This window comes from Aeromonas sp. QDB17 (assembly GCF_027705305.1).
Taxonomy (GTDB): domain Bacteria; phylum Pseudomonadota; class Gammaproteobacteria; order Enterobacterales; family Aeromonadaceae; genus Aeromonas; species Aeromonas caviae.
Genome location: NZ_JAPDBP010000007.1, coordinates 57,929 through 73,683 on the forward strand (window position 1 = coordinate 57,929; position 15,755 = coordinate 73,683).

The following is a 15,755-nucleotide window of genomic DNA, read 5'->3' on the forward strand; positions in this document are numbered from 1 at the left end:
TATCAGCAGTTACGCAGACGGGCGTTGGTTACCCAACGCCCGTAAATTCATGGACGAATCTGCTCACACTCTTACTACGAAGCCGTGATCAAGGCTCATATGCAGCTCGCTTGTTTGTAACCAAGAGTGCTCATGTATTCACATACACTCCGGTTCCTGCGCTGCTCTTTACCTTGCTGACGGCCTCTCGCGACAGACCGTGAACAGATTCTGAGCCGATGGGCGAAGCGGACTTCGCCCATACGGGTCGGGCTTACTTCTTGTCGTCTTTCACTTCTTCGAACTCGGCGTCGACCACGTCGTCGTCAGCCTTGGCAGAAGAGGAGGACTGACCGGCGTCAGCACCGGCGGCGCCTTGCGCCTGAGCCTGCTGCTGGGCAATTTCCATCAGCTTCTGGGACGCTTCCAGCAGAGCCTGCTGTTTGGCTTCGATGGCAGCCTTGTCGTCACCCTTGATGGCGGATTCCAGCTCGCTCAGGGCAGTCTCGATCTTGGTCTTCTCGTCGGCAGGCAGAGCTTCACCGGCTTCGGTGACCTGCTTGCGCACGGAGTGGACCAGACCGTCAGCCTGGTTGCGGGCCTGCACCAGCTCTTCGAACTTCTTGTCCTCGGCCGCGTTGGCTTCGGCTTCGCGTACCATGCGTTCGATCTCGTCATCAGACAGACCGGAAGAGGCCTGGATGGTGATCTTCTGCTCCTTGTTGGTCTCCTTGTCTTTGGCGGAGACGTGCAGGATGCCGTTGGCGTCGATGTCGAAGGTCACTTCGATCTGCGGCAGACCGCGCGGTGCCGGGCGGATGCCTTCCAGGTTGAACTGGCCCAGGGACTTGTTGTCGCTGGCGCGCTTGCGCTCACCCTGCAGCACGTGAATGGTCACGGCAGACTGGTTGTCTTCGGCGGTGGAGAACACCTGGGACTTCTTGGTCGGAATGGTGGTGTTCTTCTCGATGAGCGCGGTCATCACGCTGCCCATGGTCTCGATCCCCAGGGAGAGCGGAGTCACGTCCAGCAGCAGTACGTCGGTCTTGTCACCGGACAGTACGGCACCCTGGATGGCAGCACCCATGGCCACGGCTTCGTCCGGGTTGACGTCTTTGCGCGGCTCTTTGCCGAAGAAGTCGGCCACGGTCTTCTGAACCAGCGGCATACGGGTCTGACCGCCCACCAGGATGACGTCGTCGATCTCGCCAACGGCCAGACCGGAGTCTTTCAGGGCGACACGAACCGGCTCCAGGGAGTCTTTCACCATGTCTTCCACCAGGGATTCCAGCTTGGCGCGGGTCACCTTGATGTTCATGTGCTTCGGACCGGTGGCATCTGCTGTGATGTACGGCAGGTTCACGTCGGTCTGCTGGGCAGAAGAGAGCTCGATCTTGGCTTTTTCGGCGGCGTCTTTCAGACGCTGCAGAGCCAGCTGGTCGTTGCGCAGGTCAATGCCCTGCTCGCGCTTGAACTCGTCAACCAGGTAGTTGATGACGCGGTTGTCGAAGTCTTCACCACCCAGATGGGTGTTACCGTTGGTCGCCAGTACTTCGAAGGTGGTTTCCCCTTCGACTTCGTCGATCTCGATGATGGAGATATCGAAGGTACCGCCCCCTAAGTCATATACAGCAACCTTGCGCTCACCCTTGACCTTGTTGACGCCGTAGGCAAACGCAGCCGCAGTCGGCTCGTTGATGATGCGCTTGACGTCCAGACCGGCGATGCGACCGGCATCCTTGGTGGCCTGACGCTGGGCGTCGTTGAAGTAGGCCGGTACGGTGATGACGGCTTCGGTCACCGGCTCGCCCAGGTAGTCCTCGGCGGTCTTCTTCATCTTTTTCAGCACTTCGGCAGAGATCTGCGGCGGTGCCATTTTCTTGCCTTTGACTTCAACCCAGGCGTCACCGTTGTCGGCCTTGGCGATGGCGTACGGCATGATTTTCAGGTCACGTTGTACTTCGTCATCTTCGAAACGACGGCCGATCAGACGCTTGATGGCGAACAGCGTGTTCTTCGGGTTGGTGATGGCTTGGCGCTTGGCCGGCTGACCAACCAGGATTTCGCCGTCATCGGCATAGGCAATGATGGACGGAGTAGTACGGTCGCCTTCCGCGTTCTCGATCACGCGAGCATGGTCGCCATCCAGAATAGCGACGCAGGAGTTGGTAGTACCCAGGTCAATACCGATGATTTTACCCATTTGACGAATCTCCAAATACTTTGAATAAACTGGCGAGGGGCTCGCCTTGATACGTTAACGGCTAGGTGGGGCCTGCCACTGTGGCTTTCAAGCTCCCGGCATCAAATTTTTTGTGCCGCCGTGGCTTTGCAACCTATATGGGGTCTCAAGTCGGCGCTTCAAGTCCGGCCCTGAAAAAACCTGCATACAGGCCACCTGACAGCCAAATGACGCCAGACACGTTTTTTTGGCGCCATATCCAACAAAAAGCCCGCCAAGCGGCGGGCTTGGTGAGAACAGCGTGATCAGTCAGCGGACTTGGAGACCATCACCATGGCCGGGCGGATGACGCGGCCGTTGAGCTCGTAGCCCTTCTGCATCACGGCGATCACGGTGTTCGGCGCCACGTCGGCACTGGGCACCATGCTCATGGCCTGGTGGGCATTGGGGTCGAACGGCTGGTTGGTCGGGTCCAGCGCCACCAGGCCAAACTTGGCCACGCCGCTCTGCATGGATTTCAGGGTCAGCTCGACCCCTTCAATCATCGGCTTGAGGGTGTCGTTCTCCTTGTCCGCCAGCTCGATGGCGCGCTCCAGGTTGTCCAGCACCGGCAAGAGCTCTGCGGCGAACTTCTCCAGTGCAAACTTGTGGGCTTTCTCCACGTCCTGAGCGGCACGGCGACGCAGGTTCTCCATCTCGGCAACGGCGCGAATGGCGCGCTCGCGCTCTTCCAGGGAGGCCTGCTGGGCCGCCTCCAGCTGGGCCTCCAGCTCGGCGATGCGGGCCTGCTCGGCTGTCACTTCACTGTCTACATCGGTCGGCTCGATTGGCTGGGCTTCCACTTGCTCCATCGCTTCAACCTTTTGTTCTTCGTGGCTCATGACATCTCCAATATTCAGGGGTTGCGTGTGAGGGTGGCTGGCGTTCAGACAAGCGACACGCGCCAGCAGACCCTGTGTTGGCGCTATTATGGGGACACAGCCCCGGCTTTCAAGGGGAAAAGGGCAGATCGGGCACAATGGCGCCCATCCGCGTGCCAGGCAGCCCCTTTTCGGGGCCGATTGCACCAACCGCCACGGAGGCAGACAAATCCCCGGCAAAGCGCGGTATACTCCCCCCCAAGACTCTCCCAGACCCGATAACCTATGGATTCTCCGTTCAAAACCGTTGCCCTCATCGGCAAGCCCCATCACGAGGGGGCCAACCAGACCCTGACCGGCCTGTATCAGTACCTGACCAGCCGCGGCTTTCGTGTGCTGCTGGAGAGCCGGGTGGCCCATACCCTGGGGCTGCTCGGGGAGAACGTGATGGATCTGGTGCAGCTCGGCGAGCAGGCGGATCTCGCCATCGTCGTCGGCGGTGACGGCAACATGCTGGGGGCCGCCCGGGTGCTGTCACGATTCGATGTGGCGGTGATCGGGGTGAACCGGGGCAACCTCGGCTTCCTGACCGATCTCTCGCCCCAGGATTATCTGCTGCCCCTGGAGCAGGTGCTCTCGGGTCACTTCAAGAGCGAGCATCGCTTCCTGCTGGAGGCCGCCGTCTATCGCCACGGGGAGCGCAAGTCGAGCAACCTCGCGGTCAACGAGGCGGTGCTTCACCCGGGCAAGATCGCCCACATGATCGAGTTCGAGGTCTACATCGACGGCAGCTTCATGTACAGCCAGCGCTCGGACGGCATCATAGTGGCGACCCCCACCGGCTCCACCGCCTACTCCCTGTCGGCAGGGGGCGCCATTCTCACCCCCAAACTCAACGCCATCACGCTGGTGCCCATGTTCCCGCACACCCTGAGCAGCCGCCCCATCGTGCTGGATGCGGACAGCGAAGTGCGGCTGCTGGTCTCGCCGGACAACCAGGACGACGCCATGCAGGTGAGCTGCGACGGCCAGGTCACCCTGGCGGTCCACCCGGGGGACGAGATCCTCATCAAGAAGAGCAGCCACAAGCTGCATCTGGTGCATCCGCTGGATTACAGCTACTTCCACGTGCTGCGCAACAAGCTCGGTTGGGGCAGCAAGCTCTTCTAGCCAGGCAACACCGGTGGCGAGGGTCTACCCCTCGCTGCTTTCGACCAGCCGAGGCGGTGCCGGCTCGAATGCCAGATGCACCCCGTTTCTCCCCGCCTCCTTCACCCGGTACATGGCAGCATCGGCTTTTGTCAGCATCAGTGCCAGGTCAGCCTCGGCACTGGCGCACACGACCCCCATGCTCACCGTAACCCCCTCGCACGGCAGGCAGGCCCCCTGCCGGGAGCCCGTCTCTATCTGGCGGCGGATCCGGTCACAGATGTCGCGGGCCATCTGGCCGCTCACGCCCCCCATGATGATGGCGAACTCCTCGCCACCGATGCGCCCCACCAGATCATCCTTGCGTACCTCGGCCACCAGCACCCCGGCCACATAGCGAATGACCTCATCCCCGCAGCCGTGACCAAACTGGTCGTTGACCCGCTTGAAGTGATCGATGTCCAGGACCACCACGCAGCGCGTCTGGCCAGGCGTAGTACCCTCTCCGTGCCTGAAGAGGCCACGCCGATTGAGCACCCCGGTGAGGGGATCCCGCTCCGAGAGCGCCAGCAATGCCTCCTCCGTCTCCACATAGGCCACCAGAGGCAGCAGCAACACCGAGCCGATGGTCAGCACCATGTGCATGAAGAAGATGAGATCGAGCCAGCCTCCGTCCCCCATCCGCCCTTCGGCTCCCAGCAAGAGCAGTCCCCCCTGACTCAGCAGGATGGTGAAATGCAGCAGGTAAATGAGCGCCACCACATGGAGCACCCGCTTCTGTTGCCGACCGAGAGAGACGATGAGGCAGGCGCACCACAGGTACAACATCGACTCCATCAGAGCCAGCACAATGCGCACGGGGGCGAGGCTGGACAGTCCCAGATAGAGCAGCAGCAACACCGCCACGCCTCCCCCCACGGCACGGGGATGCCATGCGCGCTCGTAAAGCGCACAAAAACCGGCGAGCAACAGCAGGATGCTCATGAGCGAGACCAGGCCGCCGACCCGGATGCCCAGCGCCGGATGGCCGCCCAACACCCCCAGACTGAGCAGCAGGATGGAGAGGGAGAAGAGAAAAGCGGAGAGGGACCAGTACAGAAAGTTGCCTCGACCCGGCTTCAGGGAGTGGATGAATAGCATGATCAGCCCCGACATCAGGTTGATTGCCAGGGAGATCAGCAGCAGGGTCGGGGTATGGATCATCGTGACGCATCCTTGCGAAGAGGTCTGTGCACAGCCCAGGCTCAACCAGGACTGGTTCGAGTGTGTCTCAACCAGCTACTCACCACAAGAGAGCCCCTCAAGGTGGCTTCTCGCATCGCCTCAGCCCATGCCAGGTACGCAGGTTGATTTGCAGGCCATCTGATCGGCGTCACACTCATGCCGCGGCCTTGACATCCTTGCCCTCCCCCTGTTTCGCAAAAATCCTCCCTGCCCACTTTACTGTATATAAAACCAGTATATACTGGATGCATACACAGTAATGTTGACCCATACAGGATGAGACCATGCTGACCCAGCTGACCGTCAACAACTTCGCCATCGTCAAGTTTCTCGAGCTCGATCTGCAACCGGGGATGACCTGCATCACCGGGGAGACCGGGGCGGGCAAATCCATCGCCATCGATGCTCTGGGGCTGTGCCTGGGGGAGCGCGCCGAAGCCAGCATGGTGCGCCCGGGCAGCGACAAGACCGAGGTGAGTGCCCGCTTCCTGCTGGAGGGTAATCCTGCCGCCCGGGCCTGGCTCGCCACCAACGAGCTTGAAAATGACGGTGAGTGCATCGTCCGGCGGGTACTGTCCGCCGAGGGGCGCTCTCGCAGCTATATCAACGGGGTTCCCGTCCCCCTCGCCCAGCTCAGGAACCTGGGTCAACTGCTGGTCAACGTCCACGGTCAGCACGCTCACCAGATGCTGCTCAAACCCGATTACCAGCTCGCCCTGCTGGACGGCTACGCCGGTCATCATCTGCTCCTCGACGATGTGCGCCGCCACTACCAGCAGTGGCGCCAGTTGCAAAACGAGCTCAACCGGCTCAAGGCCGAGCAGCAGCAGCGGGAAGCCCGCCGTCAACTCATCGAATACCAGGTGCAGGAGCTGGACGAATTTGCCCTTCAGCCGGGAGAATTTGAAGAGATTGAAGAGGAGCATCAGCGGCTCGCCAATGGCACCGAGCTGATGCAGGAGTGCGGATATTGCCTCGATCTGCTCTATGACAATGAAGAGACCACCATCGCCGGTCTGCTGCAGACGGCGGTGGACAGGGCCGAGACCCTGGTCGGCATGGACAGCCGGCTTGGCAACGTGCTCGGCATGCTCAACGAAGCCCTGATCGGCGTACAGGAGAGCCACAGCGAGCTGCGCAGCTATCTCGACCGGCTGGAACTGGATCCAGAGCGCTTCAACGAGCTGGAAAGCCGCCTCTCCAAGGCCATCAACCTGGCACGCAAGCACCATGTCAAACCGGCGGAGCTGGCCCACTACCATCAGGAGCTGGCCGCCGATCTGGCCCGCCTCAACTCCGACGAGGAACGACTCGAGGGGATGGAAGACGAGCTGGCCTCGGCCCGCCAGGCCTTCGTGCAGGCCGCCGAGGCCCTGAGCCAGAGCCGCCAGCGCTATGCCGAGGAGCTGGGCGCAAAGGTAAGCGCCAGCATGCACGAACTGGCGATGCCAGATGGCCGCTTCGCCATCGAGGTGCGACCCGATGCCCAGAGCAGCCTCTCGCCCCTTGGCATCGATCGGGTGGAGTTCATGGTCACCACCAACCCGGGTCAGCCCATCCAACCCCTTGGCAAGGTGGCTTCCGGCGGCGAGCTGTCGCGTATCAGCCTCGCCATCGTGGTGATCAGTGCACGCAAGATCTCCACCCCGACCCTTATCTTCGACGAAGTGGATGTGGGGATCAGCGGCCCGACCGCCGCCGTGGTGGGCCGCCTGTTGCGCCAGCTCGGCGAATCCACCCAGGTGATGGTGGTCACCCACCTGCCCCAGGTGGCAGGCAAGGGTCACCAGCACATGGTGGTGAGCAAACACACCGACGGCAAGACAACGGAAACCCAGATGCAGGCGCTCACCCCGGGTGCCCGGCTCAACGAACTGGCCCGCCTGCTGGGGGGCGATCAGATCACCGACAACACCCTGGCCAACGCCCGTGAGTTGCTCGCAAGCTGACCACGGGGCGGGAGGGATGCCCTCCCGTCCATGTCGGCCCTTTCAGATTGACCGTGCCATCATCGCGCTGGCCAGTTGAAGCCTCTTGCCGACGGCGCCGGCCTGGTTGACCCATGCCGTGAGCCGCAAGCAAGAACGAGGGGCTACCCTGGCTAATCCGCGGCACGTGTCTTGATGCTCAGTCTGAACCTGCCAGCCTGGTCATCACCCAGTCGGGCTTCCATCGCCATGGTCAGGACGCCACTCATCTTCGTTGCACTCATTCGCATATTGAACGGACCCACTCCTTCATTTTCCATTCAACTCAGTCTGTTATGATGATGTAAACGGACTCGGTACCTTCAGTTGCCATCGACAGAAGGTGACGCTTGATGCAAACACACCGGGTTCGTTTGAGCTGACATTTCGCGGAAAGGGAGGATGGGAGCGCGCTTCCGCCGTCTGACCCGCACCTGCCAAGGAGAACTGCTTATGAGCCCGACCAATATTGTGCTGTTGCTGGAAGGCAAGGATTACGAGCAGGAGACACTGGCCAAGGCGAGCCGTCTGGCACAAGGGCTGGGCGCCAACCTGACCTTGTTGCACCTGACCCACAGCAGCAAGACCCGTCGCAATAGCCTGTCCCTCTCACAAGAGGAGCGCAGCGCCCAGGGCACCCTGGATGCCAAGGCGATCATCAGTGAACTCATCACCCAGCTGTCTCATCCGGTGGATTACCAGTGCCTGGTGGTGGATGACGTGGTGCCGGATCTCCAGCGCTGGCTGACCGCTCACCCCGCCGACCTCTTGCTGGTCGGCAGCCGTCATCACTGGATGGAGGGCTCGCTGGCCCGTCTGCTCCTCTACAAACTGCCCCTCGATATCCAGATCTGCCACGAGCCTCACGCCGCCTTGCTCAAAGCCGTCGGTTGACACCACAAGACCCGCTCCCTGAGCGGGTCTTCTTGTTTCTGACGCCCCGCCGTCATCCTCCCCCAGCTTGACCTCCTCCACTGCGTCACCGCCAGAACCACACGATTTCTTACACATTGCTCGCTTCTTTTTGAGGGCCATTTGCTGCACGATATGGCCCTTGCACGCCTTCGCTCGTTTCGTTCAGGTGATAAATGAAAGCTCTTCGAAAACCCGGCAAGCTCGCCCTGCTCGCCCTTGTGCTGATCCCTCTCGTCACCTGGCTGGCCTGGCCAGGCAACACACCGGACCCGGTACTGACCGCAACGGTAACCCGCCAGGATGTGGAGCAGACGGTGCTCGCCAGTGGCGTACTGCAAGCCATCGAGCAGGTGGATGTGGGGGCCCAGGTCTCGGGTCAGGTCACCTATCTCGCGGTGGAAGCGGGTCAACAGGTCAAACAAGGAGAGCTGCTGGCGGAGATCGATCCCCTGATCGCCCAGAACAACCTCAAGACCGCCGAGGCGGAGCTGGCCAGCCGCCGCGCCCAGCTCAAGATCAAGCAGGCACAGCTCAAACAGAACGAGCTTGCCTGGCGCCGCCAGCAGCAGATGTTTCGGCAGGAAGCGAGCTCTCGTGCGGATCTGGAGAGCGCCGAAGCCCAGCTTGCCGTCACCCGGGCCGAGCTGCAAAGCGCCCAGGCCGACATCGACAACGCCATCATCAAGGTGGAGCGCGCCAAGACGGAGCTCGGCTACAACCGCATTCAGGCCCCCATGGATGGTACCGTCGTCTCCATCGTCACCCGGCAGGGGCAGACCCTGGCCGCCAGCCAGACGGTACCGACCCTGCTCAAGCTCGCCAATCTCGACACCATGACGGTCAAGGCCCAGATCTCCGAAGCGGACGTCACCCGTGTCAAGGCGGGCATGCCGGTCTATTTCACCCTGATAGGGGATCCGGATACTCGCTACCACGGTACCCTTCGCACGGTCGAGCTGGCCCCCACCAACATCAATGAGCAGACGGCCAGCACCACGGCCACCAGCAATGCGGCCATCTACTACTATGCCCTGTTCGATGTGCCCAACACCGGCCATCAGTTGAGGGTCGCCATGACGACCCAGGTCACCATCGTGCTCGGCGAGCGCAAGCAGGTACTGGCCATACCCCAGACCGCCCTCGGCAAGAAGATCGGCGACAACGAGTACGAGGTCAGCCTGCTCAAGGCGGGGGACCAGAGAGAGATCCGCCGCATCAAGACCGGCATGAAGGATGACATCAAGATTGAGGTGGTGAGCGGCCTGACCGAGCAGGAGAAGGTGATCCTGGAGCAGGGCAAGCCGGCCCTGCACGATGAAGGGGAGATGGAGCCGTGAGCGAGCCCCTGATCCGTCTCAAGGGCATCGAGCGGCGCTACCAGAGCGGAGAGCACGAAGTGACCGTGCTGCACCCGCTGGATCTCGCCATCGATGCCGGGGAGATGGTGGCCATCGTCGGCGCCTCCGGCTCCGGCAAATCGACCCTGATGAACCTGCTGGGCTGCCTCGATCGCCCGAGCGGGGGCCAGTATCTGTTTCGCGGCCAGGACACCGCGACCCTGGATGCCCTCTCCCTGGCACGGCTGCGCTGCCACCACTTCGGCTTCATCTTCCAGCGCTATCACCTGCTGCCCCATCTGGATGCGGCCGCCAACGTGGAGATCCCCGCCATCTATGCCGGCACTGCCCGCCTTGATCGCCAGGCCCGAGCCCGCACCTTGCTGACCCGCCTGGGACTGCAGGATCGCAGCCACCACAGACCCGGCCAGCTCTCCGGCGGTCAGCAGCAGCGGGTCAGTATTGCCCGGGCGCTCGCCAACGGCGGCGAGGTGATCCTGGCGGACGAACCCACCGGCGCTCTCGACAGCCAGAGCGGCAAGGAGGTGATGGCCATTCTCAAGGAGCTGCACGCCCAGGGCCACACCATCATTCTGGTGACCCACGACATGGCGGTGGCAAGCCATGCGGATCGCATCATCACCCTGCGTGACGGGCGGGTAGTGGAGGACAGCGGCCATCGGGCGACCGATGACAACGCAGCCTCCCCATCCGGGACGCCGGCCCACCCGCAGCCAGGTGACTGCAGCCAGCTGGCCCCTCCCTCTGTCGGGCAAGATGCACAGGGCACAGGCGCCGCCGTCCGCACCGCAAGCCGGGGCTGGGATCGCTACCGGGAGGCGGGGCGCATGGCCCTGCACGCCATGCTGGCCCATCGCATGCGCACCTTCCTCACCATGCTCGGCATCATCATCGGCATCGCCGCCGTGGTCAGCGTGGTGGCGCTCGGTCAGGGGGCGCGCGCCAAGGTGATCGACGACATCAACGCCATGGGCACCAACACCATCGACATCTTCCCCGGCAAGGACTGGGGAGACGAGAAGGCCGCCAGCATCCAGACCCTGAACGAGCGGGATCTCGACGCGCTGCTCGGCCAGCCCTATCTGGAGGGGGCCAGCCCCCAGATAGCGACGTCGGGCCAGCTTCGTTATCGCAACAAGACCAGCAGCGGCAGCGTGATCGGGGTCGGCAACGACTTTTTCCGGGTCAAGGGGATGACGCTCACCCAGGGGCGCCTGCTCGATGAGCGGGACATTCGAAACCGGACTGCAGTCGCCGTGGTGGATGGCAAGACCATAGAGAGCCTGCTCGGCAAGGTGGACCCGGTCGGCCAGGTGGTGCTGGTCGGCACCCTGCCGGTGCGCATCGTGGGGGTGGTCACCCAGGAGACCGGCTTTGGCCGCAGCAGCCAGTCGGTCAATGTCTGGCTCCCCTACAGCGCCGTAATGAGCCGTCTCCTCTCCCAGCAGCACTTCACCCAGATCACCATCCGGGTCAAAGACGGCGTCCAGCCCGCCCTGGCCGAGCAGGCGGCAGTCGCCCTGCTGACCCAGCGCCACGGCGTGAAGGACTTCTTCACCTTCAGCAGCGACAGCATCGTCAAATCGGTGGAGAAGACCACCGCCACCCTGACACTGCTGGTCTCCGCCATCGCGGTGATCTCCCTCATCGTCGGCGGCGTCGGAGTGATGAACATCATGCTGGTCTCGGTGGTGGAGCGTACCCGGGAGATAGGGATCCGCATCGCCGTCGGCGCCCGCCAGTCCGACATACTGCAACAGTTCCTCATCGAGGCGGTAATGGTCAGCCTGCTGGGGGGGCTGCTCGGTATCGGCCTCGCCCTGCTCATCGGCGCTCTCTTCTCCCTGCTCGTGGAAAGCTTCCAGATGCGCTTCTCGCTCTTCTCCATCCTGATGGCCTTCGGGTGCTCCTCCCTCATCGGGATCCTGTTTGGTTACCTGCCCGCACGCAATGCGGCCAGGCTCGATCCGGTGGAGGCACTGGCGAGGGAATGATGATGCACAACCTATCAAGGCTCGGGCTAAGCCTGATGCTCACCGCCAGCCTCGGTGCCTGCAGCCAGCAGAGCACCTATCACAGACCCAATCTCGACGTGGCGCCAGTATGGCAGCAGGAGAGCCGGGGTCTCACCGTGCAGCAGGCAGGCCCCTGGTGGCAGGGATTCCAGGATCCTGCGCTCGATCGCCTGGTCGAGGCGGTGCTGGCCGCCAACCCGGACATGCGAGTGGCCGGGCTCAAGCTCAAGAATGCCCTGCTCGGCGCCGATCTGGCTGACACCAACCTCACCCCCTCGGTCAGCGCCAATCTCGGGGCCAGCGGCACCAAGAACATGAAAGATGGCAGCGCCAGCAGCAACCTGGGCCCCTCCCTCAACCTCAGCTACGAGGTGGATCTCTGGGGCAGACTGGCCGCGGCAAGGGATCAGGCAAGCTGGGAAGCACAGGCCAGCGAACAGGATCTGGCCGCCACCCGGTTGCTGCTCATCGGCAAGACCCTGGAGCAATACTGGCAACTGGCCTACCTCGGCTCGGCCATTACCCTGGGCACTCAGCAACTGGCCAATCTGGAGCGCATTGAGCGCCTGACCCGCGCCAAATACGAGGCGGGCGCCGTGACCCGACTCGATCTGGTACAGGCCAGCCAGCAGAAGGCAGGCAAGCAGGCGGAGCTCGCCACCCTCACCCAGCAGCGGGCACAGGCGGGCAATGCTCTTCGCCTGCTGCTGGGCCGCAGCAGCGGGCCGCTCGCTGACGCTCCCGACGCCCTGATCATGGGCCCGATCCCGTCCCTGGCGACCGGCATTCCCGCCGATGTGCTGGCCCGGCGGCCCGATGTGCGCGCCGCCGAACTCAGGCTGCGCAAGACTCTCGCGAGGGGAGACGAGATCCGCACCGGCTTTTATCCCACCCTGAGCCTGACCGGCGGTGCCAGCACCACCTCGGATACCCTGACCCAGGTGCTGCAAAATCCGGTTGGCACCCTGGGCGCCACGCTGGCGCTCCCTTTCCTCGAGTACAACAAGACCCGGCTCTCCATCGCCAGCGCCGACATCGACTACCAGATTGCCGAAACCGAATTTCGCAAGCAGCTCTATACCGCGCTGCTGGAAGTGGAGGATGGCCTGGCCGCCCTTCAGCAAGGGGAACAGCGGCTGCGCTATCTGGAGCAGCAGAGGGCCTATGCCCGGGAGGCCGAAAGGCTCGCAAGCGCCCGTTTTCTGGCCGGTGCCACCGGGGTGCAACCCTGGCTGGATGAGCAGAACCGCCTGTGGGATACCGAGCTCGCCCTGCTGGCACAACAGCAGGCCCAGCTCAACAACATGGCAGGCATCTATCGGGCGCTGGGGGGAAGCGATCGAACCTGACCCAGGCAGAGAGTGTGGTATCGCGATGGACATCCCGAGGAGGTCAATCGCAACCCATTCTGCCCACAAATCAATTGATAATAGTTTTCATTTCATCAAGAATGGGCGCCATCATCAGCCAGGAGTATGCCCATGTCTCAACCCGCACCGGCCAATCGCCCCCGCCTGCTCACCGTCAAGCATGTTCAGGATGTGAGCCCGCACCTGCGCCGAATCTGCCTGACCAGCCCCGAGCTTGTGGACTACCCCTTCAGCTGTGGCGGTGCTCATGTCAAGATCATGCTGCCCCGACCGGATCAGCGCGAGATAGTGTTGCCCACCCCCACAGACAAGGGGCCTCGCTGGCTCGATCCCACCCAGAAACCCGTCATTCGCACCTTCACCATACGCGCGTTTCGCCGGGAGGCGCTGGAGCTCGACATCGACTTCGCCCTGCACGGCGAGGCCGGCCCCGCCAGTCGTTTCGCCCTGCACGCCAAACCGGGTGACAGGCTCGCCATCTCGGGCCCGGGCGGTCCCGACCCCATGCTGCAAATGGCCGAGCACTATTACATGGCGGGGGATCTCACCGCCCTGCCCGCCATCAGCGCCATGGTGGAGGTGATGCCGTCCCATGCCCGCGGCCATATCGCCCTGCTGGTCCCCCATCAGGACGACGTGCAGGATCTGTCGCTGCCGGCCGGCGTCGACCTGCGCTGGTTCGTGGGCAATCCGGAGCAGGCCGCGACTCTGGTGGCGCATTTCACCGCCCAGCCTATGGTCGCCGAGGGGAGCTATTTCTGGTTTGGCGGGGAAGAGAGCCTGGTCGTGCCGCTGCGCCGCCACGTCAGACGCGCCCTGGATGCCGAGCGCCAGCGGGTCTACGCAGTCCCCTACTGGCGCAGCGGCAAGGATGAAGACGCCTACCACCAGGACAGGCACGCCGTGATGGACAGCTGATCCCCTCTTTATCTTGTGACTGGCGGGCTTCTTCCCTCGGGGAAGCGGCCTGCTTTTGCTGCGGTTCCCCCGCCATCGTTCCCTCTCCCCCCATCTTCGCCTGGCGATTTCATTGCACTTGCATTTGAGACAAACACCAAGATAATGACAATCATTCTCAACAACTGCAATGAGCCGTGAACCTGTCTGCTCCCAACAGGATGCCGCATACGGGTTCCCCATCGCACACATGCACAGCAAGGTAACTTCAGATGGCAGTTTTGAATTCGGTCATGCGCGCCTTCGCCATAGAGGCGCTCCCCACCCCTGCCGAGCTGCTGGCGCAGCACCCCTGTCCGGCCGACATGGCCCGGCACATCGACAGCCAGCGCCATCAGGTTCGCCGGATCCTGGCAGGTGAAGACGATCGTCTGCTGGTCGTGATTGGCCCCTGCTCCATCCATGATCCCGTCGCGGCCCTGGACTATGCCGGACGGCTGGCACGATTCGCCACCGCCTATGAAGACAGCCTTCAGATAGTCATGCGCGCCTATTTTGAAAAGCCGCGCACCACGGTGGGCTGGAAGGGGCTGGTCTTCGATCCGCACCTGGACGGCAGCAACGACATCAATCGGGGATTGCATCTGGCACGCCAGGTGCTGCTCGACATCAATGGACTGGGGCTCGCCACCGCCACAGAATTCCTCGACACCACCAGCTTTCTCTATCTCGCCGATCTCGTCAGCTGGGGCGCCATCGGGGCACGCACCACGGAGTCTCAGGTCCACCGGCAATTGGCCTCCGCACTGCCCTGCCCCGTGGGATTCAAGAACGGCACGGACGGCAATATCCGGGTCGCCATCGATGCCATCCAGGCCAGTACCGCCTCCCATCTCTTCACCGCCCCCGGCAGCCAGGGCGGCATGGTAGTGATCAAGAGCGAAGGCAATCCCGACGGCCATATCATTCTGCGTGGCGGCACCCTGCCCAACTACCACCAGAGCGATGTGGCGGAGGCAGCAGACCGCCTCACCCGTCAGGGACTCCCCCCTCGCCTGATGGTGGATTGCAGCCATGGCAACAGCCAGAAGCTGCACACGAACCAGCTGAAGGTCGCCAAAGAGCTCTGTCGCCAGCTGAGCGAAGGGAGCCAAGCCATCGCCGCCGTCATGGTCGAGAGCTTCTTGCTGGGGGGAAACCAGAAACCGGCTCCTCTGGGTGAGCTGCAATACGGTCTGTCAGTGACCGATGCCTGCCTCTGCTGGGAAGAGAGTGAACACCTGCTTGCCATACTGGCAGAGGCGGTCCAGGCCCGTCGCCGCACCCGGAGAAAATACGCACACACCGTTCAGTCTGAACTCGGACAACCCGTCATCTAGCATTCGGTTTATTTGTTTGCCACCCATCCGTGTCTGCCTCATCCGCACGTTGTCCGGCATCGTGCGGATATATCGCAGAAGAGCGGTGTCAAACAGACCATAAATAGAGGGGATAAATTAATAGGCGATGGACGTCATGCATCAGCATGAAAAAGAGACGGGCCGCTCAGGCGTACTGATGAGGATCCACCGCCGCTATTTCATTCTGTCACAGCAGGTATCCATGTTCGTTTCTCACAAGGGACGAAGATACACGGGCTGTATGAGTCCTCAGTGCGTATAAGTGGCAAGGTGGCGTGGAAGATGATGCGCCACCTTTATTGGGCACATGATGGTCATGGCTATTCCAGACGAGGCTCTCCAATTAACCGGAGTAACCTGCGCAATTGGGTTTTACTGCGACATCATCTGAACTCTGAAAATAATAATGCCGCCCTGCAGGCGGCATTATCGAGATCCG

At 62.4% G+C, this 15,755-nt stretch carries 11 protein-coding genes; 8 read left to right on the top strand and 3 right to left on the bottom strand.

Annotated features, from left to right (window positions below; genetic code table 11):
- Positions 1-253: 253 nt before the first annotated feature.
- The gene (gene dnaK / locus OKC41_RS07965; RefSeq protein ID WP_010673646.1) at positions 254-2,182 is read right to left on the bottom strand and encodes a molecular chaperone DnaK; all 1,929 of its coding nucleotides are present in this window, start codon (positions 2,180-2,182) and stop codon (positions 254-256) included.
- Between the two features lie 284 nt (positions 2,183-2,466).
- Positions 2,467-3,042: a nucleotide exchange factor GrpE gene (gene grpE / locus OKC41_RS07970; protein ID WP_042014244.1), complete on the bottom strand. Its 576-nt coding sequence runs from the start codon at positions 3,040-3,042 to the stop codon at positions 2,467-2,469.
- Positions 3,043-3,306: 264 nt separating this feature from the next.
- On the opposite strand from grpE, the gene nadK reads away from it, so the two are divergent.
- Positions 3,307-4,191 (top strand): NAD(+) kinase, encoded by an 885-nt coding sequence (nadK, locus tag OKC41_RS07975; protein ID WP_010673644.1) that lies wholly within the window; start codon positions 3,307-3,309, stop codon positions 4,189-4,191.
- Positions 4,192-4,215: 24 nt separating this feature from the next.
- Here nadK and OKC41_RS07980 read toward each other — a convergent pair whose 3' ends face one another.
- Positions 4,216-5,373 (bottom strand): GGDEF domain-containing protein, encoded by a 1,158-nt coding sequence (locus OKC41_RS07980; RefSeq protein ID WP_201893515.1) that lies wholly within the window; start codon positions 5,371-5,373, stop codon positions 4,216-4,218.
- Between the two features lie 305 nt (positions 5,374-5,678).
- Between OKC41_RS07980 and recN the strand changes: the two genes are divergently transcribed.
- The 7 genes from recN to OKC41_RS08015 all read left to right on the top strand — a co-directional run bounded on the left by recN (position 5,679) and on the right by OKC41_RS08015 (position 15,295).
- Positions 5,679-7,343, top strand: coding sequence for a DNA repair protein RecN (gene recN, locus OKC41_RS07985; RefSeq protein WP_041213253.1), 1,665 nt, complete (start codon positions 5,679-5,681; stop codon positions 7,341-7,343).
- Positions 7,344-7,814: 471 nt separating this feature from the next.
- Entirely contained in the window at positions 7,815-8,255 is a 441-nt protein-coding gene (locus OKC41_RS07990; protein WP_049636816.1) for a universal stress protein, read from the top strand.
- 194 nt (positions 8,256-8,449) lie between these two features.
- Complete coding sequence (locus OKC41_RS07995; protein ID WP_139700059.1) at positions 8,450-9,613, top strand: efflux RND transporter periplasmic adaptor subunit; 1,164 nt, start codon at positions 8,450-8,452, stop codon at positions 9,611-9,613.
- Positions 9,610-11,628, top strand: a complete 2,019-nt coding sequence (locus OKC41_RS08000) for a MacB family efflux pump subunit (protein ID WP_139700061.1) — start codon at positions 9,610-9,612, stop codon at positions 11,626-11,628. The genes OKC41_RS07995 and OKC41_RS08000 overlap by 4 nt, the downstream gene beginning before the upstream one ends.
- The gene (locus tag OKC41_RS08005) at positions 11,625-12,998 is read left to right on the top strand and encodes an efflux transporter outer membrane subunit (protein ID WP_139700063.1); all 1,374 of its coding nucleotides are present in this window, start codon (positions 11,625-11,627) and stop codon (positions 12,996-12,998) included. Before OKC41_RS08000 ends, OKC41_RS08005 begins: the two co-directional genes overlap by 4 nt.
- Before the next feature lie 132 nt (positions 12,999-13,130).
- Positions 13,131-13,937, top strand: a complete 807-nt coding sequence (locus OKC41_RS08010; RefSeq protein WP_139700065.1) for a siderophore-interacting protein — start codon at positions 13,131-13,133, stop codon at positions 13,935-13,937.
- A gap of 251 nt (positions 13,938-14,188) precedes the next feature.
- Entirely contained in the window at positions 14,189-15,295 is a 1,107-nt protein-coding gene (locus tag OKC41_RS08015; RefSeq protein WP_201893514.1) for a 3-deoxy-7-phosphoheptulonate synthase, read from the top strand.
- The last annotated feature ends 460 nt before the right edge of the window (positions 15,296-15,755 follow it).

What these genes read in the sequence shown, in the direction of transcription:
- dnaK (WP_010673646.1), bottom strand. Translation starts at nt 2,182, where the DNA reads ATGGGTAAAATCATCGGTATTGACCTGGGTACTACCAACTCCTGCGTC.
- grpE (WP_042014244.1), bottom strand. Translation starts at nt 3,042, where the DNA reads ATGAGCCACGAAGAACAAAAGGTTGAAGCGATGGAGCAAGTGGAAGCC.
- nadK (WP_010673644.1), top strand. Translation starts at nt 3,307, where the DNA reads ATGGATTCTCCGTTCAAAACCGTTGCCCTCATCGGCAAGCCCCATCAC.
- OKC41_RS07980 (WP_201893515.1), bottom strand. Translation starts at nt 5,373, where the DNA reads ATGATCCATACCCCGACCCTGCTGCTGATCTCCCTGGCAATCAACCTG.
- recN (WP_041213253.1), top strand. Translation starts at nt 5,679, where the DNA reads ATGCTGACCCAGCTGACCGTCAACAACTTCGCCATCGTCAAGTTTCTC.
- OKC41_RS07990 (WP_049636816.1), top strand. Translation starts at nt 7,815, where the DNA reads ATGAGCCCGACCAATATTGTGCTGTTGCTGGAAGGCAAGGATTACGAG.
- OKC41_RS07995 (WP_139700059.1), top strand. Translation starts at nt 8,450, where the DNA reads ATGAAAGCTCTTCGAAAACCCGGCAAGCTCGCCCTGCTCGCCCTTGTG.
- OKC41_RS08005 (WP_139700063.1), top strand. Translation starts at nt 11,625, where the DNA reads ATGATGATGCACAACCTATCAAGGCTCGGGCTAAGCCTGATGCTCACC.
- OKC41_RS08010 (WP_139700065.1), top strand. Translation starts at nt 13,131, where the DNA reads ATGTCTCAACCCGCACCGGCCAATCGCCCCCGCCTGCTCACCGTCAAG.
- OKC41_RS08015 (WP_201893514.1), top strand. Translation starts at nt 14,189, where the DNA reads ATGGCAGTTTTGAATTCGGTCATGCGCGCCTTCGCCATAGAGGCGCTC.